Origin of the sequence: Pseudomonas sp. D1HM (assembly GCF_019266105.1) — a bacterium.
Taxonomy (GTDB): domain Bacteria; phylum Pseudomonadota; class Gammaproteobacteria; order Pseudomonadales; family Pseudomonadaceae; genus Aquipseudomonas; species Aquipseudomonas taetrolens.
The window spans coordinates 573,331-596,498 of the sequence record NZ_LRMN01000003.1 but is presented as its reverse complement, the minus strand read 5'-3'; the positions used below and the strand labels follow the sequence as shown (position 1 = coordinate 596,498).

The window sequence follows — 23,168 nt, the reverse complement described above, 5'->3', positions numbered from 1 at the left end:
GATGTTGCATGACCGACCACGCGCTGTTGCTGGTTAACCTGGGTTCGCCGGCGTCAACTTCGGTAGCGGATGTACGCAGCTACCTGAATCAGTTTTTGATGGATCCCTATGTCATCGACCTGCCGTGGCCGGTACGACGCTTGTTGGTGTCGTTGATTTTGATCAAGCGTCCTGAACAGTCGGCTCACGCGTACGCCTCGATCTGGTGGGATGAAGGGTCGCCGCTGGTGGTGCTCAGCCGCCGCCTGCAGCAAGCCATGACCCGGGAGTGGACCAAGGGGCCGGTGGAGCTGGCGATGCGCTATGGCGAGCCGTCGATCGAAACCGTGCTGGTGCGCCTGGCGGCTCAGGGGATTGAAAAAGTGACGCTGGCGCCGCTTTATCCGCAATTTGCCGACAGTACCGTGACTACGGTGATTGAAGAGGCCAAGCGGGTGGTCAAAGCTCACAAACTGTCGATTCAGTTCTCGATTGTGCAGCCGTTCTACGATCAGCCTGAATACCTTGATGCGCTGGTGGCAAGTGCTCAGCCCCATCTTGAGCAAGATTACGATCACTTGCTGCTGAGTTTTCATGGCCTGCCCGAGCGGCATTTACACAAGCTGGACCCGACAGGCAATCATTGCTTCAAAAACGCTGATTGCTGCCAGAAGGCTTCGCCGGCGGTACTGGCTACCTGTTATCGGGCGCAATGTCTGCGCACTGCCCAGGCATTTGCCGAGCGCATGGGGTTGCCTGACGGTAAGTGGTCGGTGGCGTTTCAGTCTCGATTGGGACGAGCCAAGTGGATTGAACCCTACACCGAAGCGCGCCTTGATGAGCTGGCAAAACAAGGCGTGAAAAAGATCATGGTGATGTGCCCGGCCTTTGTCGCCGATTGTATCGAAACCCTGGAGGAAATTGGTGATCGCGGACGCGAACAGTTCCGTGAGGCGGGGGGAGAGGAGTTGGTGCTTGTGCCGTGTCTCAACGACCACCCGCAATGGGCTGCAGCGTTGAACACGTTGTGTGAGCGGGCGCCTTTGGCGCTGTAAAGACGAACAACAGTAGTTGCTGCCGCGGGCTGCGATCGACTCCGAAGGAGTCGCAGGATTTTTCGATCACTGAAGGCCTTCGGCCTTATCGCAGCCTGCGAAAGCGGCTACATAAGAGGCGGCAGGCCGGTTTAGATAACCGGCGTGTCGCCTTTCTTTTTCTTCCAGCTGTCATTGCCCGGCAAGATCAGGTTCAGCGCGATAGCCACGATGGCACACAGTGCGATGCCTTTAAGACCGAAGTCTTCCGGGCCCATACCGGTACCGATCAGCACACCGCCAATCCCGAAGACCAGCGTTACCGAAACGATCACTAGGTTGCGTGCTTCGCTCAGGTCGATTTGATGACGGATCAGGGTATTCATCCCCACCGCCGCAATCGAACCGAACAGCAGACACAGGATTCCGCCCATTACCGGCACCGGAATACTCTGCAACAGCGCACCGAACTTACCGACAAAGGCCAGGCTGATGGCGAATATCGCTGCCCAGGTCATGATTTTCGGGTTGTAGTTCTTGGTCAACATCACCGCGCCGGTCACTTCGGCATAGGTGGTGTTGGGCGGTCCGCCGAGCAGGCCGGCTGCGGTGGTTGCGATCCCGTCACCGAACAGGGTGCGATGCAGGCCTGGTTTTTTCAGGTAATCACGACCGGTCACGCTGCCCACGGCAATCACGCCACCGATATGTTCAATGGCCGGAGCCAGGGCTACGGGGACGATAAACAGAATCGCCTGCCAGTTGAACTCGGGTGCAGTGAAGTGCGGCAAGGCAAACCAGGGTGCTGCGGCGATCTTGGCTGTGTCGACCACGCCGAAGTAGAACGCCATGCCAAAGCCCACCAGCACACCGGCAATGATTGGCACCAGGCGGAAAATACCTTTGCCGAACACGGCCACGATCAGGGTAGTCAGCAGAGCTGGCATCGAGATCATCATGGCGGTCTGGTAGTGAATCAGTTCGCTGCCATCCTCGGCTCGTCCCATGGCCATGTGCGCTGCAATGGGAGCCATCGCCAGACCGATTGAAATAATCACCGGTCCAATCACTACAGGGGGTAACAAGCGATCGATAAACCCTGTGCCTTTAAGCTTCACGGCAAAGCCGAGGAAGGTATACACGAAGCCGGCAGCCATCACGCCGCCCATGGTCGCAGCCAGGCCGAATTGGCCCTTGGCGAGAATGATCGGCGTGATAAAGGCAAAACTCGAAGCCAGAAAGACCGGCACCTGGCGCCGGGTTACGATCTGGAACAACAGAGTCCCGAGACCCGCTGTGAACAGCGCAACGTTGGGATCGAGGCCAGTAATCAAAGGCATCAAAACCAACGCGCCGAAGGCCACGAATAGCATCTGCGCGCCAGAGATGATCTGGCGCCAGAGCGGGTCGTTGAACTCGTCCTGCATGTTATGCGTCCTTTTGTTTGGTGCCGAAGATCTTGTCGCCGGCATCGCCCAGGCCCGGAATGATGTAGCCGTGTTCGTCCAGGCGTTCATCGATGGACGCGGTATAGATGGTCACATCCGGGTGCGCGGCTTCAACAGCGGCAATCCCTTCAGGAGCGGCAACCAGCACCATGGCGCGAATTTCTTTGCAGCCGGCTTTTTTCAGCAGGTCAATGGTTGCAACCATGGAGGAACCGGTCGCCAGCATCGGGTCGATGATCATCGCCAGACGCTCGTCGATTTCCGGAACCAGTTTTTCCAGGTAGGTGTGCGCCTGCAGTGTTTCTTCGTTGCGGGCAACGCCCACTGCGCTGACTTTAGCGCCGGGGATCAAGCTCAGAACACCTTCAAGCATGCCGATACCGGCGCGCAGGATAGGGACAACGGTAATTTTTTTACCGGCGATTTTTTCAACCTTTACAGTGCCGCTCCAGCCTTCGATTTCGTAGGTTTCGAGGGTCAGGTCTTTAGTGGCTTCGTAGGTCAGCAGCGCGCCGACTTCCTGAGCGAGCTCACGGAAGTTCTTCGTGCTAATGTCGGCACGGCGCATCAGGCCGAGTTTATGGCGGATCAGCGGATGGCGGATCTCAAGAGTGGGCATAGGGAAAGGCTCCGGGGGCATGCAAAAAAAACGGCCTAGATTAATCTAATCCGGGGTGATGTCCTACAGGCATTACTGCACGTTAGTCCATAAATGCTTGATCTGAGCCATGCGGGTGCGTACCTTTGCCCGCTTTTCTTGAGCAACCCCCCCTGGAGAGCGTCATGTCTGCTGATCTCGAGCATATCCGTCAAATCATGCGAGAGGCTGACTGCCTGTACACCGAAGCTGAAGTCGAGGCGGCCATTGCCCGCGTAGGCGCGCAAATCACGGCTGAAATGGCCGAGACCAATCCAGTGGTATTTTGTGTGATGAATGGCGGCCTGATTTTTTCCGGCAAGCTACTCACCCATCTGAAATTTCCGCTAGAAGCCTCATACTTGCACGCCACGCGCTATCGTAATGAAACCACCGGTGGCGACTTGTTCTGGAAGGCCAAGCCTGAAGTCTCGTTTATTGATCGTCACGTACTGATCATTGATGACATCCTCGATGAAGGTCATACCCTTAGTGCGATCGTTGATTTCTGCAAGCACGCCGGTGCCCGCCAGGTACACACCGCGGTGTTGATCGACAAGGATCACGATCGCAAGGCGCGTCCGGGCCTGAAAGCCGACTATGCCGGCCTGCCATGCATTGACCGCTACATCTTCGGTTATGGCATGGACTACAAGGGCTACTGGCGCAATGCTGCAGGTATTTATGCCGTCAAAGGCATGTAAACAATGAGTAGAAGCCTTCTTTAAAGAGGGCTTCAATTCGGCCTCCGTTTTCAGAGCAGCCGTCTGACGACCCACTTCGAGTGAGCTGACATGCTGGCTATTTTCCTTCAGACACTCACGATCACTGCCCCCGTATTTGCCATGCTGTTTCTGGGTGTGCTGCTTAAACGCGTGGGCTGGATCAATGACAGCTTTATCCATACGGCATCGTCCCTGGTGTTCAACGTCACCATGCCGGCGCTGCTGTTTCTGGGTATTTATCACGCCGATCTCAGGGCGGCTCTGCAACCCGAAGTGCTGGGTTATTTCACCCTCGCGACGCTGCTGAGCTTTGTGCTGGCCTGGGGTTGGGCGATGTGGCGCTGCCCGCGGGAAGACCGCGGTATCTATGTTCAGGGGGCTTTTCGCGGCAACAACGGGGTCATCGGTCTGGCCCTGGCGGCCAGCATGTATGGCGACTACGGGATTTCGCTGGGGGCGGTGCTCGCCGGCCTCGTGATCTTGCTCTACAACACCTTGTCGACCATTGTGCTCGCGGTTTACAGCCCGGTGATCAAGTCTGACCCGTGGAGCATCTGCAAGAGCGTCTTTAAAAACCCGTTGATCATCAGTGTGCTGGTAGCAGCGCCCTGTGCGGCATTCAAGATCGGTCTGCCCGCCTGGTTGCTGGCTTCCGGCCAATACCTGGCGGCGATGACCTTGCCGCTGGCGCTGATTTGCATTGGCGGTACGCTGTCACTGGTCGCCTTGCGCAAAAGCGGCAAGATCGCCGTGAGTGCCAGCCTGGTGAAAATGGTCAGTCTGCCGCTGCTGATGACGCTCGGTGCCTGGCTGTACGGTTTTCGCGGAGCGGAGTTGGGGGTGTTGTTCCTGTACTTCGCCAGCCCCACGGCAGCCGCCAGTTTCGTGATGGCCAGAGCCGCCAACGGCAACCACGAGTTGGCCGCAGCGATCATCGTGATCACCACCTTGATGGCGGCGATTACCACCAATATCGGGATTTTCGTGCTGCAGTGGGGCGGCTGGATTTAGCGTTGCGTGCTGTCATGCCTGAGGCACGCAATACAGCCTCGATCGGTGTACTCAGTGCTGACGTCGCCATGCACGCAAGGTGCTGAACAGCAGGAAAGCCAGCAGCGCCGGCAGGATAAAAAACAGCATCCAGTGTTCGAGCTTGCCCGCCAAAGGCATGCCGGTTGTGAAGGACATCACGTGCAGCCCGTAGGCCAGGTACAGGCCCAAAAACATCAGGCCCTCGGCGCGGGTCACGCGATAGTCGCTGTAGAACACCGGCAGGCACAGTACGGCCACGCCCAGCATCACCGGCAAATCAAAGACCAGAGCGTTGGGTGATACGGACAAGGGGGTTGGAGCCACCAGGGCGGTCAGCCCGAGCACGCCCAGCAGGTTGAAGACGTTAGTGCCGATCACGTTGCCGACGGCAATTTCGCGCTGGCCGCGAAAGGCGGCGATCAGGGAGGTTGCCAGTGGCGGGAGCGAGGGGCTGACGGCAACGATGGTCAGGCCGATGATGCGCTCTGACAACCCGAGGTCGGACGCTATGTCCAGAGCGGCATCCAGCAGCAGGTGCCCGGCAAGGCCCAGCATCACCAATGCGCAAAGCATCAGCAGGACGTTGCGCTGCCACGTGGCATGGCGCAGGTCGTGGTTGGCGTGATGATGTCCGCTGTGTCGTGACTGGCGCAGCAACAGGCCCAGGTAGACCAGCAGCCCGCCCAGCAAGACCAGGCCATCCAGGCGGTCGAGCTGCTTGTTCAGTGCCAGGGTAAAAACCAGTCCGCTGGCGATGATCATCAGGGGGATGTCCAGGCGCACCAGTTGGCGGGACACGCGCAGGGGAATGATCAGTGCCGAAAGCCCGAGTATGACCAGTACATTGAAGATATTGCTGCCGATGACGCTGCCGACGGCAATGTCAGGGGTGTCATTGAGTGCTGCTTGCAGGCTGACCGTGACCTGTGGCGCGCTGCTGCCCAGGGCGACGACCGTCAAGCCGATCAATAACGGGCGAACATTCATCCTGGCAGCCATGTGCACGGCGCATCGCACCAGCAGACCTGCGCCGGCAATCAGCAGCACCAGGCCGCAAAGCAGTTGCAGCAGGTTCCAGGGTGATAGTGTGCTTAAGCCCAAGATGTCGACAACTCCCTCGATTAGTTACTCAAGCCCTGAACCCGGACTTTGGCTGTACCGCTGCGCAGCATACCCAACTGCTGGGCGGCCTTGCGCGAAACATCAATAATGCGGCCACGGGTGTAGGGGCCGCGGTCATTAACGCGGACCACAACGGATTTTTTGTTACTGAGATTGGTCACCAGCAGCCGTGTACCGAACGGCAGGCGTGGGTGAGCAGCGGTGAGCGCATTCTGGTTGAAAGGTTCGCCGCTGGCAGTACGTTTGCCATGGTGGCGAGCGCCGTAATAAGAGGCAGTGCCGGTTTTGTCATAGCCGCGAGGATCTACGTCATGGCTGGCACAGCCGGTGAGCAAGCTGAGCAGGGCGCACACGCCGAGTAGCCGCTTCATGGAGGAATCCTTTAATTGCTTGTCAGTTGAAACCGTGCAGCCGCTGCTCCGGGCAGCGGCTGCACGTGTTGCGTTTAGCCTTCGAGTTTGCTTTTCAGCAGTTCGTTGACTTGTTGCGGGTTCGCTTTGCCTTTGGATGCTTTCATCGCCTGGCCGACAAAGAAACCGAACATCTTGCCGCGCTTGGCTTCGTCTGCGGCGCGGTATTGCTCGACTTGCTCAGCGTTGGCAGCCAGCACTTCATCCAGCACCTTTTCGATGGCGCCGCTGTCAGTCACTTGTTTGAGGCCGCGGGTTTCGATGACCGTGTCTGCGCTGCCTTCGCCATTGGCCATGGCTTCAAACACGACCTTGGCAATTTTGCCGGAGATAGTGTTGTCCTTGATGCGCAGCAACATGCCGCCCAGCAGTTCGGCGCTGACCGGCGACTGGTCGATATCCAGGCCTTGTTTGTTGAGCAGGCTGCCCAGTTCAACCATGACCCAGTTGGCGGCCAGTTTGGCGTCGCCGCTGATGCTGACCACTTTTTCGAAATAATCCGCTTGCTCACGGCTCGAGGCCAGCACGCTGGCGTCATAGGCGGACAGGCCGAACTGCGACTGGAAGCGCTCGCGCTTTTGCGGTGGCAGTTCCGGCAGGGTGGCACGCACGTCATTGATGAACGAGTCTTCGATCACCACTGGCAGCAGGTCCGGATCAGGGAAGTAGCGGTAGTCGTTCGCTTCTTCCTTGCTGCGCATGGCGCGTGTTTCGTCTTTGTTCGGGTCATACAGGCGGGTCTGCTGAATGACCTTGCCGCCGTCTTCGATCAGTTCGATCTGACGCTGTACTTCACTGTTGATCGCCTTCTCGATGAAGCGGAACGAGTTGACGTTCTTGATCTCGCAGCGGGTACCGAACTCGGCCTGGCCGACCGGGCGGATCGACACGTTGCAATCGCAACGCAGCGAGCCTTCAGCCATGTTGCCGTCACAGATGCCCAGGTAGCGCACCAGCGCGTGCATTGCCTTGACGTAGGCTACCGCCTCCTTGGCGCTGCGCATGTCGGGCTCGGACACGATTTCGAGCAGCGGAGTACCGGCACGGTTCAAGTCGATGCCGGTGGCACCGCTGAAGTCTTCGTGCAGGCTTTTACCGGCGTCTTCTTCCAGGTGCGCACGGGTGATGCCGACACGTTTGACGGTGCCGTCTTCAAGCGTGATGTCCAGGTGGCCCTTGCCGACGATCGGCAGTTCCATCTGGCTGATCTGGTAGCCCTTGGGCAGGTCCGGGTAGAAGTAGTTCTTGCGGGCGAACACGTTGTGCTGGACGATTTCAGCGTCAACGGCCAGGCCGAACATGACGGCCATGCGCACGGCTTCTTCATTGAGCACCGGCAAAACGCCAGGCATGCCCAGGTCAACCAGGCTGGCCTGGGTGTTCGGCTCAGAGCCGAATGTGGTGGCGCTGCCCGAGAAAATCTTTGATTGGGTGGCGAGCTGGGAGTGAATTTCCAGCCCGATCACAACTTCCCATTGCATGTGTTTCTCCTCAGAAGCCGGCAGGTGAGCGCAAATGCCAGTCGGTATTGAGCTGGTATTGATGCGCGACGTTGAGCAAGCGACCTTCCTGGAAGTACGGCGCAAGCAACTGCACGCCCACCGGCAAGCCATCGACAAAACCGGCAGGCATCGACAGGCCTGGCAGGCCCGCGAGGTTGGCGGTAATGGTGTACACGTCTTCCAGATACGCAGAAACCGGGTCGCTGTTTTTAGCGCCGAGCTTCCAGGCCGGGTTAGGCGTGGTTGGGCCGAGGATGATGTCGACTTCATTAAAGGCAGTCATGAAGTCGTTTTTGATCAGGCGACGGATTTTCTGCGCCTGCAGGTAGTAAGCATCGTAGTAGCCTGCCGAGAGGGCATAGGCACCGACCAGGATCCTGCGCTGTACTTCCGGGCCAAAGCCTTCGGCGCGCGAGCGCTTGTACAGGTCGGTGAGGTCTTTCGGGTCATCGCAGCGATGACCGAAGCGTACACCGTCAAAACGCGACAGGTTGGAAGAGGCCTCGGCTGGCGCGATCACGTAGTACGCGGGAATCGCGTGCTGCATGTTCGGCAGGCTGATGGGCTTGATCACGGCACCGAGCTTTTCGAGCTCTTTGATGCTGTTGTGAATCAGCTCGGCGATACGCGGGTCGAGACCTTCGCTGAAGTACTCCTTTGGCACGCCAATGCGCAGGCCTTGCAGCGAACCATTGAGGTTGGCGCTGTAGTCCGGCACGGGTTCGTCAATGCTGGTGGAGTCTTGAGGGTCGAAGCCGGCCATGCCTTGCAGCAGGATGGCGCAGTCTTCGGCGGTGCGTGCCAGCGGGCCGCCCTGATCGAGGCTGGAGGCGTAGGCAATCATGCCCCAGCGCGAAACACGACCGTACGTCGGCTTGAGACCGGTAAGGTTGGTCAGCGCGGCCGGTTGGCGGATCGAGCCGCCGGTATCGGTGCCGGTTGCCGCAGGCAGCAGGCGGGCAGCAACGGCTGCAGCCGAACCGCCGGATGAGCCGCCCGGTACGTGTTCGAGGTTCCACGGGTTTTTGACCGCACCGTAGTAACTCGACTCGTTGGCCGAGCCCATGGCGAACTCGTCCATGTTGGTCTTGCCCAGGCTTACCGCGCCTGCAGCCGCCAATTTGGAGACCACGGTGGCGTCGTACGGGGCCTTGAAGTTGTCGAGCATCTTCGAGCCGCAGCTGGTGCGCACGCCCAGCGTGCAGAACAGGTCCTTGTGACCGATCGGCGCGCCCAGCAGTGCGCCGCTTTCACCGTTGGCGCGACGTGTGTCGGCGGCCTTGGCCTGCTCGAGGGCGAGGTCTTCGGTGAGGGTGATGAAGCTGTTGATCTGAGGATCAAGCCGGGCGATACGCGCCAGCAAGGTCTTGGTCAGCTCTTCGGAGGAAAACTTTTTTTCGGCGAGTCCGCGAGCGATCTCGGCCAGAGTCAATTGATGCATGCAGGCTCTTTCCCTTTACTCGATGACTTTCGGAACCAGATAGAGGCCGTTCTCGACCGCTGGAGCGATGGACTGATAAGCCTCGCGATGATTGCTTTCAGTCACGACGTCTGCGCGCAGGCGCTGGCTGGCTTCCAGAGGGTGGGCCAGAGGTTCGATGCCGGAGGTGTCGACAGCCTGCATTTGGTCAATCAGCCCCAGAATGCTATTAAGGGCTTCGGTAGTGCGCGGAAGATCGGCATCATTGAGACCCAGGCGGGCTAAATGAGCGATTTTTTCCACGTCGGAGCGTTCAAGCGCCATGGGATTCTCCAGTGGAAAACAGGACGGATGCTATCCGTGTGTTAGATTGTCGGAACACTACCGCATTTCTACGGTCATATGGCCGCGATTGTGGGGGTTGGTGCTCTGAAAAGCTGCTAATTTAACATATTGGCGCCTTGCCCAAAATCCCTGTCGTTGTTAGAGTTTGCCGCACTTTTTTACCCACGCGTTGCCTAGGGTCCCTTTCCCATGTTCAAGAAACTGCGTGGCATGTTTTCCAGCGATCTTTCCATCGACCTGGGCACTGCCAACACCCTTATTTACGTGCGTGAGCGCGGTATTGTCCTGAATGAGCCTTCAGTTGTGGCTATTCGGACGCACGGTAACCAGAAAAGTGTCGTTGCCGTTGGCACCGAGGCAAAGCGCATGCTGGGCCGTACACCGGGCAACATTGCAGCCATTCGTCCGATGAAGGACGGCGTGATCGCCGACTTCAGCGTTTGCGAAAAAATGCTTCAGTACTTTATTAACAAAGTGCACGAAAACAGCTTCCTGCAGCCAAGCCCCCGGGTGCTGATTTGCGTACCTTGCAAATCGACCCAGGTAGAGCGTCGCGCCATTCGTGAATCGGCCCTCGGTGCCGGTGCCCGTGAAGTGTTCCTGATCGAAGAGCCGATGGCAGCAGCCATCGGTGCCGGCTTGCCGGTCGAGGAAGCACGCGGCTCGATGGTTGTCGATATCGGTGGCGGTACCACTGAAATCGCGCTGATCTCCCTGAACGGTGTGGTTTACGCCGAGTCCGTACGGGTTGGCGGCGACCGCTTCGACGAAGCGATCATCACCTATGTGCGCCGCAACTACGGCAGCCTGATCGGTGAGTCGACGGCCGAGCGCATCAAGCAGGAAATCGGTACTGCTTACCCGGGCGGCGAAGTGCGTGAAGTCGACGTACGCGGCCGTAACCTTGCCGAAGGCGTTCCTCGTGCATTCACCCTGAACTCCAATGAAGTGCTGGAAGCTCTGCAAGAGTCGCTGGCAACCATCGTTCAGGCAGTGAAAAGCGCACTGGAGCAGTCTCCGCCAGAGTTGGCCTCGGACATCGCCGAGCGTGGCCTGGTACTGACCGGTGGTGGCGCATTGCTGCGTGACCTCGACAAGCTGCTGGCCCAGGAAACCGGCTTGCCGGTGATCGTTGCCGAAGACCCGCTGACCTGCGTGGCGCGTGGCGGTGGTCGTGCGCTGGAAATGATGGATAAACATACGATGGATCTGCTTTCCAGCGAATAAGATCGCTTGGTGCACGTCCTATGGTTATCACCAAAAGGTAGCACTTTGCAGTGCTGCCTTTTGGCGTTTATCTTCTGTCAATCTTCATCCAGGCCGCCTGAAGCCGTATGAATAAATTGAACACTTGCCCCGGAGGAGCGGCCTATTAAACCGCTCTTCACCAAAGGCCCCTCACTGGGCGTGCGTTTGTTGGTGCTGGTCGTGCTGTCGGTTGCGCTGATGGTCGTCGATGCCCGCTTCACGTTGCTCAAGCCCGTGCGCAGCCAAATGTCACTGGTACTGATGCAGTCCTACTGGATCACCGATCTGCCGCAACGCTTGTGGCAAGGTGTGGCCAGTCAGTTCGGCAGCCGCACTGAACTGGTCGCTGAAAACGAAAAGCTCCAGACCGAAAATCTTCTGCTTCAAGGTCGCCTGCAAAAGCTGGCGGCATTGACCGAGCAGAACGTTCGTCTGCGCGAGTTGCTGAACTCTTCTGCGCTGGTCAACGAAAAAGTTGAAGTGGCCGAGCTGATCGGCATGGACCCCAATCCCTTCACTCATCGCATCATCATCAACAAGGGTGAGCGTGACGGTGTCGTGCTCGGCCAACCGGTTCTCGATGCGCGCGGGTTGATGGGGCAGGTCGTCGAATTGATGCCTTACACCTCGCGTGTCCTGTTGCTCACCGATACCACTCACAGCATTCCGGTGCAGGTGAATCGCAATGGCTTGCGCGCCATCGCTAGTGGTACGGGCAATCCCGAGCGTCTGGAGTTGCGCCACGTGGCAGACACGGCGGACGTCAAAGAGGGCGACCTGCTGGTCAGTTCGGGCCTCGGGCAGCGTTTCCCGGCCGGTTATCCTGTCGCAACGGTCAAGGAAGTGATTCACGACTCGGGGCAGCCATTTGCAATCGTTCGTGCTGTCCCGACCGCTGCCTTGAATCGCAGCCGCTATTTACTGCTGGTATTCAGTGACAGCAGGACGCCGGAAGAGCGCGCCAATGATGCGGCCCAGGCGCAAGAAGCCGAGCAGGGCGCTGAAATCGTTCCAGGCGCACCCGCGGCAGCACCTGTGCAGCCAGCACCGGTCACGGCGCCACCCGCGGTGCCCCCTGCGCCAGCCCCGGCTGCGACGAACGCCACTCCCGTGAAAACACCTGCTCCAGCGTCAGCCCCCGCAGCTGCCAATCCGCCAGCCGCTGTGCCGGCTACTATTCGGGAGAGGCAATAATGACGAGTACTCGTTCGCGTAACGGCTGGATCATCTGGCTGACCTTTGCTGTTGGCCTGTTGCTCAGCATTTCGCCGATGCCACAGTTCATGGAGATCTTGCGCCCGCTCTGGCTGGCCTTGTTGCTGGCTTTTTGGGTGTTATACATGCCGCACAAGGTGGGCATGGTTACCGCGTTTTGCCTCGGGCTGGCCGAAGACGTTCTCTACGGCACGTTGCTGGGGCAGAATGCGCTCATCCTGACGCTCATCACGTTCCTGATCCTGTCGTTGCAGCAGCGTATCCGGATGTTCCCCATGTGGCAGCAAAGTCTGGTCATTCTGGTTGTATTCGGGCTGGCTCAACTGGTTCAGCTATGGCTCAGTGCCTTGACCGGGAATCGGCAGCCAACCCTGGCGCTGGTCTTGCCGGCGCTGGTCAGTGCCTTGCTTTGGCCTTGGGTCAGTTACGGGCTTCGCGGGTTGTGCCGACGCTTCAAAATCAATTAACAGGATCGCGAGCCATTTCCTGGTTTCCGCACTTCGACAGGGAGATGTCTTGATGACCTTGCTTTATCTGGCTTCCGGCTCACCGCGCCGACGCGAGTTACTCACTCAAATCGGCGTGCCGTTCAGCACGGTCAGTGCTGCCATTGACGAAACCCCTCTCCCCAATGAGTCTCCTGTGGCCTATGTCGAGCGTCTGGCGCGCGAAAAGGCCCGGGCTGGCCGTGAGCAATTGCTGATGTCGCCGCCCGCTAGCGCCTTCTGTGTGCTCGGGGCCGACACGACTGTGGTGCTCAACGAGCGCATTCTCGGCAAACCGATTGATGAGGCCGATGCATTGGCCATGCTCATGGCTTTATCCGGGCGAGAGCATGAGGTTTTGACAGCCATCGCGATTCTTGACGAAGGCCGCTGCGAAACCCGCGTGGTACGCAGCAGTGTCAGATTTCGAAACATCAGCAAACAAGAAGCCAGCCTGTACTGGGCCAGTGGTGAACCCCGGGATAAAGCTGGCGGTTATGCTGTCCAGGGGTTGGCGGCGGTGTTTGTATCAGGCCTCAATGGCAGTTATTCGGCCGTTGTAGGGTTGCCCGTGTGCGAAACCGCAGAACTCCTTGGGCATTTCGGCATACCCTGTTGGCAAAACCTTACCGTGCGCTGAATACCGCACCTACGTGACGTGGCACTAATGTGATGACGCCTGAACGAGACCCAGCCATGAGTGAAGAGATCCTGATCAACATCACGCCGATGGAATCGCGCGTGGCGGTGGTAGAGAACGGTGTTCTGCAAGAGGTGCATGTCGAGCGTACCCAGCGCCGTGGCATTGTTGGCAATATTTACAAAGGCAAGATCGTCCGGGTTTTGCCCGGCATGCAGGCCGCGTTTGTCGATATTGGCCTGGATCGCGCTGCCTTTATCCACGCATCCGAGATATCCCTGCGTGAAGGTCAGGCTGTCGAAAGCATCAGCGCACTGGTACATGAAGGCCAGAGCCTTGTGGTGCAGGTCACCAAGGACCCGATCGCGTCCAAGGGCGCACGCCTGACCACCCAGTTGTCGATTCCTTCGCGTTATCTGGTGTACATGCCGCGTACCGCGCATGTGGGCATTTCGCTGAAAATCGAAGACGAGGCCGAGCGTGAGCGCCTGAAGCAGGTGGTCAGTGATTGCGTCGCCCAGGAAGGCATTAAAGAAGCCGGTGGTTTTATTTTGCGGACGGCGGCCGAAGGTGCCGGGGCGGATGAAATCCTGATGGACATTCGTTACTTGCGTCGCTTGTGGGAGCAGATCGGTACACAGATCAAAACCGTCGGTGCGCCAAGTGTGATTTATGAAGACTTGGGGCTGGCCTTGCGCACATTGCGTGATCTGGTCGGCCCTAAAATCGAGAAAATCCGTATCGACTCGCGGGAAACCTTCCAGAAGACCACTCAATTTGTGGCCGAACTGATGCCTGAAATCGCTGACCGCCTGGAACATTACCCGGGTGAACGGCCCATTTTTGATCTGTACGGGGTCGAAGATGAAATCCAGAAAGCTCTGGATCGCAAGGTTCCGCTCAAATCCGGCGGTTACCTGGTGGTCGATCCGGCAGAGGCCATGACCACGATCGACGTCAACACCGGCGCGTTCGTGGGCCATCGCAATCTTGAAGAGACCATCTTCAAGACCAATCTTGAAGCCGCCACTGCCATCGCCCGGCAACTGCGCCTGCGCAACCTGGGCGGGATCATCATTATCGACTTCATCGACATGGAAGATGAAGAGCATCAGCGCCAGGTCTTGCGCACCCTCGAAAAACAGCTCGAACGTGACCATGCCAAAACCAACATCATCGGGATTACCGAGTTGGGCCTGGTACAAATGACCCGCAAGCGTACCCGTGAGAGTCTGGAGCAAGTGCTGTGCGAACCCTGTGTGTGTTGCCAGGGACGGGGCAAGTTGAAAACCCCGGAAACCATCTGCTATGAAATATTCCGTGAAATTCTCCGCGAGGCCCGCGCTTATCAGGCGGTGGGTTATCGGGTCCTGGCCAATCAGAAAGTGGTCGACCGTTTGCTGGACGAAGAGTCGGGCAATGTCGCGGAGCTGGAAGGATTTATCGGGCGTACCATTCGGTTCCAGGTTGAAACCATGTATTCCCAGGAACAATACGACGTGGTGCTGCTCTGAAGTACCGAGCGTTCTACAGTGTTGTACAGGGGCTGGATTCGGCTCCCTCGATCATGAATGAAGAGGCCGACTGACATGGAGCGTCTGACACGCTTTTTTGCCGCGCTGACTCGTTGGGGGTTGGGTCTGTGTGCCCTGGTTTTGGTGTTGACCGCGCTGTACGTCAGCTTGGGGCGCGAACTGACCCCGCTTGTGGCTGAATACCGTGCCGAAGTGCAGACCAAGGCCCGGGAAGCCCTGGGCATGCCGTTGACTATCGGCAGCCTGGAAGGCCGCTGGAGCGTCATGTCACCGGTGTTGCTGGCGCACGATGTGATGGTGGGTGAAGGCAACACGGCTCTGCGCCTTGACGAAGTGCAGCTGGTGCCTGATGTGTGGGCAAGCTTGTTGAATCGCGATATACGCATTGCTCATGTGCAGCTCAATGGCGTGCAACTGAGCCTGCGCCAGGACCAGCAGGGCCACTGGACGCTCGAAGGCTTGCCGATGCAAGACGATAAGCCGCTCGATCCCGAGCAACTGCTCAATCAACTGCAGCGTGTCGCGCGCCTTTCCGTGCTCGACAGTCAGATCACCCTCGAACCTTACAAACAAGCGCCGTTGACCCTGACGTATGTCGGGCTGACGCTCGACGTGGGGCCCTCTCATCAGCGTCTCGATGCACGCCTGACCCTCCCCGATGGTCAGCCCATGGCGATGAGCCTGAAAACTCAGATTCAGGCCAGCCGCTGGCGGGATGGCGCCGCCGAGGTGTATGTCAGCCTGCCGCAAAGTGACTGGGCCAAATGGCTTCCGGCGACATTGATCAAGCCGTGGACAGTGTCTGAGCTAAAAGCGGGCGGTGAAATCTGGTTCAACTGGAGCAAAGGCACTGTGCAGAGTGCCGTAGCCCGTCTGAATGCGCCCAAAGTGCGGGGCGCTTATGCCGAACGAAAACCCGAAGCGGTCGAAAACCTGGCGCTGCGCGCCTGGGTGGAGCGGGGTGAGCAAGGCTTCAAGGTCGTGCTTGATTCCCTGGCGATGAACTTCGGTGAGACCCGCTGGGAAACCCGGATGCAACTGCAGCAATTCGGCGCGACCGACAAGGAACCTGCGCGTTGGCATCTGCAGGCCGACCGCCTCGATCTGACCCCGATCACACCGCTGCTTGACTCGCTGGCGCCGTTGTCCGATGGCGTGGCAAAGTTGATCGATCAACTGAAGGTCACGGGGACCCTGCGCAATGTACTGGTCGACTACCGGCCAGACGCGAAGGACGATCAGCGGCTCAGCTTTGCGGCCAATGTGCAGCAAGTGGGGTTCAACGCCAGTCACGGAGCGCCGGCCGCCCGCAATGTCAGTGGCCTGATCAGCGGTGATCTGGGCAAAGGCGAGCTGCGGCTCGACAGCAAGGATTTCTCGCTGCATCTGGACCCGATCTTTGCCAAGGCCTGGCAGTACCAGCAAGCCAATGCCTTGCTCACCTGGACCCTGGACAAAGACGGTTTCACCCTGGTTGCGCCTTACATAAAAGTACTGGGTGATGAAGGCAAGATTGCCGCCGATTTTCTGATTCGCCTCTATTTTGATCCCGCTCAGGAAGACTACATGGACCTGCGGGTGGGGCTGACCGATGGCGACGGTCGCTACACCACCAAATATTTGCCTGAAATGTTGAGCCCTGCGCTGACGGAGTGGTTGAGCACCGCGATCATCAAGGGTGATGTTGAAGAAGGTTTTTTCCAGTACCAAGGCTCATTGAGCCACGACGTTATGCCCGAGGCGCGTTCGGTCAGCCTGTTCTTCAAGGTTCATGGCGCCGAGCTGGCGTTCCAGCCGGGTTGGCCTCATGTGCGTAACGTTTCGGGTGATGTGTTTATCGAGGACAGCGGTGTAAGAATCATGGCCAGTAAAGGCCAGCTTCTTGACACTCAGGTGCGTAACGTCGCGGTGAATATCCCCCATGTGCCGAATGGCAAAGTGAGCCATCTGTTTCTGGACGGTAACTTTGACGGGAAGCTCGGTGACGGTCTGAAAATCCTCCAGGAAGCACCGATCGGTACAGCCTCCACATTCGCCGGCTGGCAAGGAGAAGGCTCACTCAAGGGCCGGGTCGACCTCGACATCCCGCTCGGAAAAGGCGCAGAGCCGAAGATCGGGGTCGACTTCAGCACCGACAAGGCGCGTTTGAAAATCAGCGAGCCTGAACTTGAACTGACGCAACTCAAGGGCGACTTTCGTTTTGACAGCACCAAGGGGTTGAGTGGCAAGGCTATCAGCGCCCGAGCGTTTGATCGTCCCGTCACGGCGCAGATCTTTGCCGACGGCAAGCCCGGAAAAATCAGTACCCGTGTGGTGGCCAACGGTCACGTGGGGGTTAAAAGGCTTACGGACTGGCTCAAGTTCAACCAGCCGATACCGGTAACAGGTGATCTGCCTTATCAATTGCAATTGACGCTGGACGGGGCTGACAGCCAATTGCGGGTCAGTTCTGACCTCAAGGGTGCGGTGATCGACTTGCCGGCGCCTTTTGGTCTGGCGGCCAATCAAAGCCGCAACAGTGTATTTCGCATGACGCTTCAGGGCGCCGAACGTCGTTACTGGTTTGATTATGGTGACTTGGCCAACCTTACGTTTGCGGCACCCGGCGGCAAGTTCGAGGAGGGACGTGGCGAACTGCTACTGGGTGAAGGCGAGCCGTTACTGCCTGCCAGAAAGGGCTTGCGGATTCGCGGCACGATGTCCGAGCTGGATGTCGCCCCTTGGCAAGCGCTGGTCGAGCGTTATGCTGGCAACGACCCGGGTAGCAGCGCCAAGCAGTTACTCAGCAGCGCAGACTTCAGGATGGGCAAGTTGATTGCATTCGGCACCCAGCTGGATCAGGTGCATTTGGTGATGAAGCGCAACGCGGCGTCCTTCGCACTGCAAATTGACAGCCAGCAAGCCGTAGGGGCCGTGACCCTGCCGGATGCCAAAACCGCTCCGATTGTTGTCACCATGCAGAGCATTCGCCTGCCAGCGCCCGACCCCAAGGCCGTGACGGACGAGAATGCGCCTGATCCGCTGGCATCGGTTGATCCTCGCAAGATTCCTGCGCTGGACATCATTGTTCGCCAGCTCTATCAGGGCCCGGATCTGCTGGGAGCCTGGTCGCTCAAAGTGCGCCCGACCAGTCGCGGCATCAGCCTCAACAGTCTTAATCTGGGGCTCAAGGGCTTGCTGCTGGAGGGGACGGGAGGCTGGGAAGGTGTCGCGGGCAACAGCCGAAGCTGGTATCAGGGACGTCTTGGCGGAGGCAATCTGGCCAATGTGCTTAAAAACTGGGGCTTTGCACCCAGCGTGACCAGTGAAAACTTTCACCTGGACGTCGACGGTAACTGGCCCGGTTCGCCCGCCTGGATCGGTCTCAAGCGTTTTTCCGGTACGCTGGATGCCACCTTGCGCAAAGGTCAGTTCGTTGAAGTCGATGGCAGTGCCCAGGTCTTGCGTATTTTTGGTCTGCTGAACTTCAACTCGATTGGTCGACGCCTGCGTCTGGACTTCTCGGACTTGTTTGGCAAAGGCCTCAGTTATGACCGGGTCAAGGGTGTGCTCAATGCCAGCAGCGGTGTGTATCGCACCGGTAAGCCGATTGTCATGACCGGGCCGTCTACCAACCTGGAACTCAACGGTACGTTGAACATGCTCACTGACCAGGTAAATGCCAAACTGTTAGTGACCTTGCCGGTCACCAATAACCTGCCGATTGCGGCATTGCTGGTGGGCGCGCCTGCAGTGGGCGGCGCACTGTTTTTGCTGAACAAGCTGATTGGTGATCAGGTCTCACGTTTTGCCAGCGTGCAATACAGCATTCAAGGCCCATGGACCGACCCGAAGATCACCTTCGACAAGCCATTCGAGAAAAAATAAGCCCGGTCTTTTGAGGAGCGCGTCATGTCTCTCGCAGTGATTCAAATGGTCAGCCAGAGTGATGTTCTGGCCAACCTGAGGCAGGCCCGGCGCTTGCTTGAAGAGGCTGCGCAGGGCGGCGCACAGCTGGCCGTGCTGCCTGAAAACTTCGCTGCCATGGGACGGCGTGATATCGCCGATATAGGCCGGGCCGAAGCATTGGGTGAAGGTCCGATCCTGCCGTGGTTGAAACACACGGCTCGCGACCTCAAGTTATGGATAGTCGCGGGCACATTACCGCTGCCGCCGGTTGATCAACCCATGGCCAAGGTTAACGCCTGTTCTTTGTTGGTCAACGCCGACGGGGAATGCGTTGCCCGCTATGACAAGCTGCATTTGTTCGACGTGGATGTGGCCGATAATCGTGGCCGTTACCGGGAATCGGATGACTATGCTCAAGGTGAGCAGGTGGTGGTCGCTGATACGCCAGTCGGCAAGCTGGGCCTGACCGTATGCTATGACCTGCGCTTCCCTGAGCTGTACAGTGAGTTGCGGGCTGCGGGAGCCGAGTTGATTACCGCACCTTCGGCGTTTACAGCCGTGACCGGGGCGGCGCATTGGGAGGTGCTGATCCGTGCACGTGCCATCGAAACCCAGTGCTACCTGCTGGCTGCAGCCCAGGGTGGTGTTCACCCCGGGCCACGCGAAACCTGGGGCCACGCCGCGATCATCGACCCTTGGGGCCGGGTACTGGCCGGGCAGGCGCAAGGCGAGGGTGTATTGCTGGCCGAGCGTGACGCAGTTGAACAGGCGGCCATCAGGGCTCGCATGCCGGTGGTAAGTCATCGGCGCTTTTTTTCGCAGGGCGCGCAGCGACCTGCAACGCAGGACTAATTTTCAGGCCCGTGGGTTCAGCACTCAAAGATGCTGAAGCAGGGGCCAAGACGGAGTGAATATGAGCGAGTTGTTGACCTCAGTCAGCGAACACCTGTTGGCACCGGGGGGTGTCACCCTCGAAAGCCTGCAATCAGTATTGGGCGATCTGGCCGGCCCGGGGATCGATGCCGCCGACTTGTACTTTCAGGGCCAGATTTCTGAATCCTGGGCACTGGAAGATGGCATCGTCAAAGAAGGCAGCTTCAACCTCGATCAGGGTGTGGGTGTACGTGCCCAATCCGGCGAGAAAACCGGTTTCGCCTATAGCAATGCAATCACGTTAGACGCGCTGGGCCTGGCGGCCCGTGCGGCCCGCTCGATCTCCCGCGCCGGGCAACACGGCACGGTCCAGGCGTTCACCAGCCAGGACGTGGCCCAGTTGTATGCGCCGGACAACCCTCTGGAAGTGATCAGCCGCGCGGAAAAAGTAGAGCTGCTCAAGCGCGTAGATGCTGCAACCCGTGCGCTCGACCCGCGCATCCAGCAGGTCACCGTGAGCATGGCCGGTGTGTGGGAGCGGATTCTGGTGGCTTCCACCGACGGAGGCCTGGCGGCGGATGTTCGGCCGTTGGTGCGTTTCAACGTCAGTGTCATCGTTGAGCAGAATGGTCGTCGCGAGCGCGGCGGACATGGCGGAGGCGGGCGTACCGACTACCGTTATTTCCTCGCGGAAGACCGTGCCATGGGCTATGCCCGTGAGGCGCTGCGTCAGGCGCTGGTCAACCTGGAAGCGGTGCCGGCTCCGGCGGGTACCATGCCCGTGGTACTGGGCTCGGGCTGGTCCGGTGTGTTATTGCACGAAGCGGTGGGTCACGGCCTGGAGGGCGACTTCAACCGCAAGGGCAGTTCGGCCTACAGTGGTCGTATGGGCGAAATGGTTGCTTCCAAACTCTGCACCATCGTCGATGACGGCACACTGGCCGGTCGCCGTGGCTCGTTGAGTGTGGATGATGAAGGCACGCCAACCGAGTGCACCACTTTGATCGAGAACGGCGTGCTCAAGGGCTACATGCAAGACAAGCTCAACGCACGGCTGATGGGCGTGGCCCGTACCGGTAATGGTCGTCGCGAGTCGTATGCGCACCTGCCGATGCCGCGCATGACCAACACTTACATGCTCGGCGGCCAAAGTGATCCGGCAGAAATCATCGCCTCGGTGAAAAAAGGCATCTACTGCGCCAATCTGGGCGGCGGTCAGGTCGATATCACCAGCGGCAAGTTTGTGTTTTCCACCAGCGAGGCCTACCTGATCGAGGACGGCAAAATCACGCGTCCAGTCAAGGGTGCGACCCTGATTGGCAACGGGCCGGAAGCGATGAGCAAGGTATCGATGGTCGGTAACGATCTGGCCCTGGACAGCGGCGTGGGCACATGCGGCAAGGATGGGCAGTCGGTACCGGTGGGTGTCGGTCAGCCAACGCTGAAGATAGATGCAATTACTGTAGGCGGTACGGGCGGGTGATGAGGGTCGGACGGGATGCGAGGCATCCCGTCCATGTACGAGATTTAACGCAGACCGCGTTGAGTCTCGTCCAGCCCTCGGATGTACTTGAACAATTTGCGGCTTGAAGCCGGTGCCTTGTTGTGTGCCAGCTCGTGTTTTGCCTGACGCACGATCGAACGCAATTGCTGGCGATCGGCTTCAGGGAACTCGGCGACAAACTTTTCCAGTACATCGTCATCGCCTTCGATCAGGCGGTCACGCCAGCGTTCGAGGCCGTGGAAACGTTCGTTGTATTGGCGAGAAGAGGCATCCACTTGTTCGAGCAAAGCAAGAATTTCGTCAAGCGGTTGATCGCGCATCAGCTTGCCGATGAACATCATATGGCGCTTGCGCGCAATATTGGCCGTGTGTTTTGGAGCATCTGCCAGCGCCCGGCGCAGTGCGTCGGTCAAAGGCATTTTGTTCAGCAAGTCAGGCTTGAGTGTCGTGAGACGCTCGCCCAGATCAACCAGAGCATGCAGCTCGCGTTTGACCTGCGATTTGCTTTTTTCGCCGTCGAAGGCGTCGTCGTAAGAATCAACCATGGTGGCAGTCCGCAAAGAAACGCCGCCATGATAACCAGTCGGGGGCCGCTTGTCCGGCCCGGTCGCTCGGCGGCCCTGCCGAAAACAGAATTTGAGTGGAGAAAACCATGAGTGCAGTAGAAAGCGTCGGCCCGCAGGCCCTGCCGGCACTGCAGGAGCAGGTCGAGCAAATCATCGCCGAAGCCAGGCGCCAAGGCGCCAGCGCTTGTGAAGTGGCGGTGTCGCTGGAACAGGGGTTGTCGACATCGGTGCGTCAGCGAGAAGTTGAGACCGTGGAATTCAACCGCGATCAAGGTTTTGGCATCACCCTCTATGTGGGCCAGCGCAAAGGCTCGGCCAGCACGTCGGCCACGGGGCCCGATGCGATCCGTGAAACCGTTGCTGCGGCGCTGGCGATTGCCAGGCACACCTCGGAAGACGAAAGCTCGGGTCTGGCTGATCCGGACCTGATGGCCCGCGATCTGAAAGATTTTGATGTTTTCCACACGTGGGACATTACCCCGGAGCAGGCCATTGAACAGGCGCTGGCCTGTGAAGCCGCTGCATTCGACGCCGATAGCCGGATCAAAAATGCCGACGGCACCACGCTCAGTACTCACCAGGGTTGCCGTGTGTATGGCAACAGCAATGGGTTTATCGGCGGTTCGGCGTCGACTCGCCACAGCCTGAGCTGCGTGATGATCGCTGAAGACAGCGGGCAAATGCAGCGCGATTACTGGTATGACGTGAACTGCCAGGGTGAGCTGCTGATGGACGCCGCCACCATCGGCCGGCGTGCGGCGGAGCGCGCTGCCCGCCGTTTGGGAGCCCGTCCGGTACCTACGTGTGAAGTGCCGGTGCTGTTCTCGGCGGAGTTGGCCGGCGGTCTGTTCGGCAGCTTCCTGGGGGCTATCTCGGGCGGCAACCTGTACCGCAAGTCGTCCTTCCTGCTGGATGCCATGGGCCAGCAGATTTTCCCGCAATGGCTGACGCTGGACGAGCGCCCGCACTTGATGCGCGCCCTGGGCAGCTCGTCGTTCGATAACGATGGCCTGGCAACCTACGCCAAGCCGTTCATCAAGGACGGCGAGCTGGTGTCTTATATCCTCAGCACCTACTCCGGCCGCAAGCTGGGCATGCCAAGCACCGCAAACGCGGGCGGTGTGCACAACCTGTTCGTGACCCACGGCGACGAAGACCAGGCGGCACTTATTCGCCGCATGGATCGCGGGCTGTTCGTCACTGAGCTGATGGGCAGCGGCCTGAACATGGTCACTGGCGATTATTCGCGTGGTGCTGCCGGCTTCTGGGTCGAGAATGGCGAGATCCAGTTCGCGGTCCAGGAAGTGACGATCGCTGGCAACATGCGTGACATGTTCAAACAGATCGTCGCGGTCGGGAATGACCTTGAGCTGCGCAGCAACATCCGCACGGGTTCGGTGTTGATCGAGCGGATGACGGTCGCAGGCAGCTGACACCCCTGCGCGGTAATCGAGGCGTATCACCTGAAGGGTGATACGCCTTTTTTTGTGGCTGGCAAACGACCGACGGGGGAGTGAAGGGGGGTGGCCTTTAGCAGGGTTGTGTTGATAATGGATATCG

General features: G+C 58.8%; 20 protein-coding genes. 12 read left to right on the top strand and 8 right to left on the bottom strand.

Translation table 11 applies throughout. The features are described 5' to 3' along the window. Window positions 1-8: 8 nt before the first annotated feature. Window positions 9-1,034, top strand: a complete 1,026-nt coding sequence (gene hemH / locus AWM69_RS05955; RefSeq protein WP_131655065.1) for a ferrochelatase — start codon at window positions 9-11, stop codon at window positions 1,032-1,034. A gap of 131 nt (window positions 1,035-1,165) precedes the next feature. Here hemH and AWM69_RS05950 read toward each other — a convergent pair whose 3' ends face one another. Next, the gene (locus tag AWM69_RS05950) at window positions 1,166-2,440 is read right to left on the bottom strand and encodes a uracil-xanthine permease family protein (protein ID WP_048378541.1); all 1,275 of its coding nucleotides are present in this window, start codon (window positions 2,438-2,440) and stop codon (window positions 1,166-1,168) included. A 1-nt stretch (window position 2,441) separates the two neighbouring features. After that, window positions 2,442-3,080: a uracil phosphoribosyltransferase gene (gene upp / locus AWM69_RS05945; protein ID WP_048378542.1), complete on the bottom strand. Its 639-nt coding sequence runs from the start codon at window positions 3,078-3,080 to the stop codon at window positions 2,442-2,444. 164 nt (window positions 3,081-3,244) lie between these two features. On the opposite strand from upp, the gene AWM69_RS05940 reads away from it, so the two are divergent. Together AWM69_RS05940 and AWM69_RS05935 are read left to right on the top strand one after the other, a co-directional pair. Further along, window positions 3,245-3,802: a hypoxanthine-guanine phosphoribosyltransferase gene (locus tag AWM69_RS05940; protein ID WP_131655064.1), complete on the top strand. Its 558-nt coding sequence runs from the start codon at window positions 3,245-3,247 to the stop codon at window positions 3,800-3,802. 90 nt (window positions 3,803-3,892) lie between these two features. Further along, entirely contained in the window at window positions 3,893-4,834 is a 942-nt protein-coding gene (locus tag AWM69_RS05935) for an AEC family transporter (protein WP_131655063.1), read from the top strand. Between the two features lie 51 nt (window positions 4,835-4,885). Here AWM69_RS05935 and AWM69_RS05930 read toward each other — a convergent pair whose 3' ends face one another. The 5 genes from AWM69_RS05930 to gatC all read right to left on the bottom strand — a co-directional run bounded on the left by AWM69_RS05930 (window position 4,886) and on the right by gatC (window position 9,633). Continuing rightward, window positions 4,886-5,926, bottom strand: coding sequence for a calcium/sodium antiporter (locus AWM69_RS05930; RefSeq protein ID WP_218726021.1), 1,041 nt, complete (start codon window positions 5,924-5,926; stop codon window positions 4,886-4,888). Window positions 5,927-5,976: 50 nt separating this feature from the next. After that, window positions 5,977-6,348 carry a septal ring lytic transglycosylase RlpA family protein gene (locus AWM69_RS05925; RefSeq protein WP_131655062.1) on the bottom strand — a complete coding sequence of 124 codons (372 nt, stop codon included), beginning with the start codon at window positions 6,346-6,348 and terminating at the stop codon, window positions 5,977-5,979. A 74-nt stretch (window positions 6,349-6,422) separates the two neighbouring features. Continuing rightward, window positions 6,423-7,868 carry an Asp-tRNA(Asn)/Glu-tRNA(Gln) amidotransferase subunit GatB gene (gatB, locus tag AWM69_RS05920; protein WP_131655061.1) on the bottom strand — a complete coding sequence of 482 codons (1,446 nt, stop codon included), beginning with the start codon at window positions 7,866-7,868 and terminating at the stop codon, window positions 6,423-6,425. Between the two features lie 10 nt (window positions 7,869-7,878). Next, on the bottom strand, window positions 7,879-9,330 hold the full coding sequence (gene gatA, locus AWM69_RS05915; protein WP_131655060.1) for an Asp-tRNA(Asn)/Glu-tRNA(Gln) amidotransferase subunit GatA: 1,452 nt from the start codon (window positions 9,328-9,330) through the stop codon (window positions 7,879-7,881). Window positions 9,331-9,345: 15 nt separating this feature from the next. Next, window positions 9,346-9,633: an Asp-tRNA(Asn)/Glu-tRNA(Gln) amidotransferase subunit GatC gene (gene gatC, locus AWM69_RS05910; RefSeq protein WP_048378548.1), complete on the bottom strand. Its 288-nt coding sequence runs from the start codon at window positions 9,631-9,633 to the stop codon at window positions 9,346-9,348. Window positions 9,634-9,843: 210 nt separating this feature from the next. Here gatC and mreB point away from each other — a divergent pair, with 210 nt between their 5' ends. From mreB to tldD, 8 genes are all read left to right on the top strand, one after another. Then, window positions 9,844-10,881 (top strand): rod shape-determining protein MreB, encoded by a 1,038-nt coding sequence (gene mreB, locus AWM69_RS05905; RefSeq protein ID WP_002555108.1) that lies wholly within the window; start codon window positions 9,844-9,846, stop codon window positions 10,879-10,881. Between the two features lie 144 nt (window positions 10,882-11,025). Continuing rightward, window positions 11,026-12,096 (top strand): rod shape-determining protein MreC, encoded by a 1,071-nt coding sequence (gene mreC / locus AWM69_RS05900; RefSeq protein WP_131655059.1) that lies wholly within the window; start codon window positions 11,026-11,028, stop codon window positions 12,094-12,096. Continuing rightward, window positions 12,096-12,584, top strand: a complete 489-nt coding sequence (mreD, locus tag AWM69_RS05895) for a rod shape-determining protein MreD (protein WP_048378550.1) — start codon at window positions 12,096-12,098, stop codon at window positions 12,582-12,584. Before mreC ends, mreD begins: the two co-directional genes overlap by 1 nt. A gap of 52 nt (window positions 12,585-12,636) precedes the next feature. Beyond that, the gene (locus tag AWM69_RS05890; RefSeq protein WP_131655058.1) at window positions 12,637-13,242 is read left to right on the top strand and encodes a nucleoside triphosphate pyrophosphatase; all 606 of its coding nucleotides are present in this window, start codon (window positions 12,637-12,639) and stop codon (window positions 13,240-13,242) included. A 56-nt stretch (window positions 13,243-13,298) separates the two neighbouring features. Then, on the top strand, window positions 13,299-14,756 hold the full coding sequence (gene rng, locus AWM69_RS05885; RefSeq protein WP_048378552.1) for a ribonuclease G: 1,458 nt from the start codon (window positions 13,299-13,301) through the stop codon (window positions 14,754-14,756). 75 nt (window positions 14,757-14,831) lie between these two features. Next, window positions 14,832-18,644: a YhdP family protein gene (locus tag AWM69_RS05880; RefSeq protein ID WP_218726020.1), complete on the top strand. Its 3,813-nt coding sequence runs from the start codon at window positions 14,832-14,834 to the stop codon at window positions 18,642-18,644. A gap of 24 nt (window positions 18,645-18,668) precedes the next feature. Beyond that, window positions 18,669-19,517: a carbon-nitrogen hydrolase family protein gene (locus AWM69_RS05875; RefSeq protein WP_131655057.1), complete on the top strand. Its 849-nt coding sequence runs from the start codon at window positions 18,669-18,671 to the stop codon at window positions 19,515-19,517. A 61-nt stretch (window positions 19,518-19,578) separates the two neighbouring features. Then, window positions 19,579-21,021: a metalloprotease TldD gene (tldD, locus tag AWM69_RS05870; RefSeq protein WP_218725962.1), complete on the top strand. Its 1,443-nt coding sequence runs from the start codon at window positions 19,579-19,581 to the stop codon at window positions 21,019-21,021. A gap of 44 nt (window positions 21,022-21,065) precedes the next feature. Here the strand turns inward: tldD and yjgA are convergent, their stop codons facing one another. Further along, complete coding sequence (gene yjgA, locus AWM69_RS05865; protein WP_048378556.1) at window positions 21,066-21,587, bottom strand: ribosome biogenesis factor YjgA; 522 nt, start codon at window positions 21,585-21,587, stop codon at window positions 21,066-21,068. Between the two features lie 107 nt (window positions 21,588-21,694). Between yjgA and pmbA the strand changes: the two genes are divergently transcribed. Then, complete coding sequence (pmbA, locus tag AWM69_RS05860) at window positions 21,695-23,041, top strand: metalloprotease PmbA (RefSeq protein ID WP_131655056.1); 1,347 nt, start codon at window positions 21,695-21,697, stop codon at window positions 23,039-23,041. The last annotated feature ends 127 nt before the right edge of the window (window positions 23,042-23,168 follow it).

What these genes read in the sequence shown, in the direction of transcription:
- hemH (WP_131655065.1), top strand. Translation starts at nt 9, where the DNA reads ATGACCGACCACGCGCTGTTGCTGGTTAACCTGGGTTCGCCGGCGTCA.
- AWM69_RS05950 (WP_048378541.1), bottom strand. Translation starts at nt 2,440, where the DNA reads ATGCAGGACGAGTTCAACGACCCGCTCTGGCGCCAGATCATCTCTGGC.
- upp (WP_048378542.1), bottom strand. Translation starts at nt 3,080, where the DNA reads ATGCCCACTCTTGAGATCCGCCATCCGCTGATCCGCCATAAACTCGGC.
- AWM69_RS05940 (WP_131655064.1), top strand. Translation starts at nt 3,245, where the DNA reads ATGTCTGCTGATCTCGAGCATATCCGTCAAATCATGCGAGAGGCTGAC.
- AWM69_RS05935 (WP_131655063.1), top strand. Translation starts at nt 3,893, where the DNA reads ATGCTGGCTATTTTCCTTCAGACACTCACGATCACTGCCCCCGTATTT.
- AWM69_RS05925 (WP_131655062.1), bottom strand. Translation starts at nt 6,348, where the DNA reads ATGAAGCGGCTACTCGGCGTGTGCGCCCTGCTCAGCTTGCTCACCGGC.
- gatB (WP_131655061.1), bottom strand. Translation starts at nt 7,868, where the DNA reads ATGCAATGGGAAGTTGTGATCGGGCTGGAAATTCACTCCCAGCTCGCC.
- gatA (WP_131655060.1), bottom strand. Translation starts at nt 9,330, where the DNA reads ATGCATCAATTGACTCTGGCCGAGATCGCTCGCGGACTCGCCGAAAAA.
- gatC (WP_048378548.1), bottom strand. Translation starts at nt 9,633, where the DNA reads ATGGCGCTTGAACGCTCCGACGTGGAAAAAATCGCTCATTTAGCCCGC.
- mreB (WP_002555108.1), top strand. Translation starts at nt 9,844, where the DNA reads ATGTTCAAGAAACTGCGTGGCATGTTTTCCAGCGATCTTTCCATCGAC.
- mreD (WP_048378550.1), top strand. Translation starts at nt 12,096, where the DNA reads ATGACGAGTACTCGTTCGCGTAACGGCTGGATCATCTGGCTGACCTTT.
- AWM69_RS05890 (WP_131655058.1), top strand. Translation starts at nt 12,637, where the DNA reads ATGACCTTGCTTTATCTGGCTTCCGGCTCACCGCGCCGACGCGAGTTA.
- rng (WP_048378552.1), top strand. Translation starts at nt 13,299, where the DNA reads ATGAGTGAAGAGATCCTGATCAACATCACGCCGATGGAATCGCGCGTG.
- AWM69_RS05880 (WP_218726020.1), top strand. Translation starts at nt 14,832, where the DNA reads ATGGAGCGTCTGACACGCTTTTTTGCCGCGCTGACTCGTTGGGGGTTG.
- AWM69_RS05875 (WP_131655057.1), top strand. Translation starts at nt 18,669, where the DNA reads ATGTCTCTCGCAGTGATTCAAATGGTCAGCCAGAGTGATGTTCTGGCC.
- tldD (WP_218725962.1), top strand. Translation starts at nt 19,579, where the DNA reads ATGAGCGAGTTGTTGACCTCAGTCAGCGAACACCTGTTGGCACCGGGG.
- yjgA (WP_048378556.1), bottom strand. Translation starts at nt 21,587, where the DNA reads ATGGTTGATTCTTACGACGACGCCTTCGACGGCGAAAAAAGCAAATCG.
- pmbA (WP_131655056.1), top strand. Translation starts at nt 21,695, where the DNA reads ATGAGTGCAGTAGAAAGCGTCGGCCCGCAGGCCCTGCCGGCACTGCAG.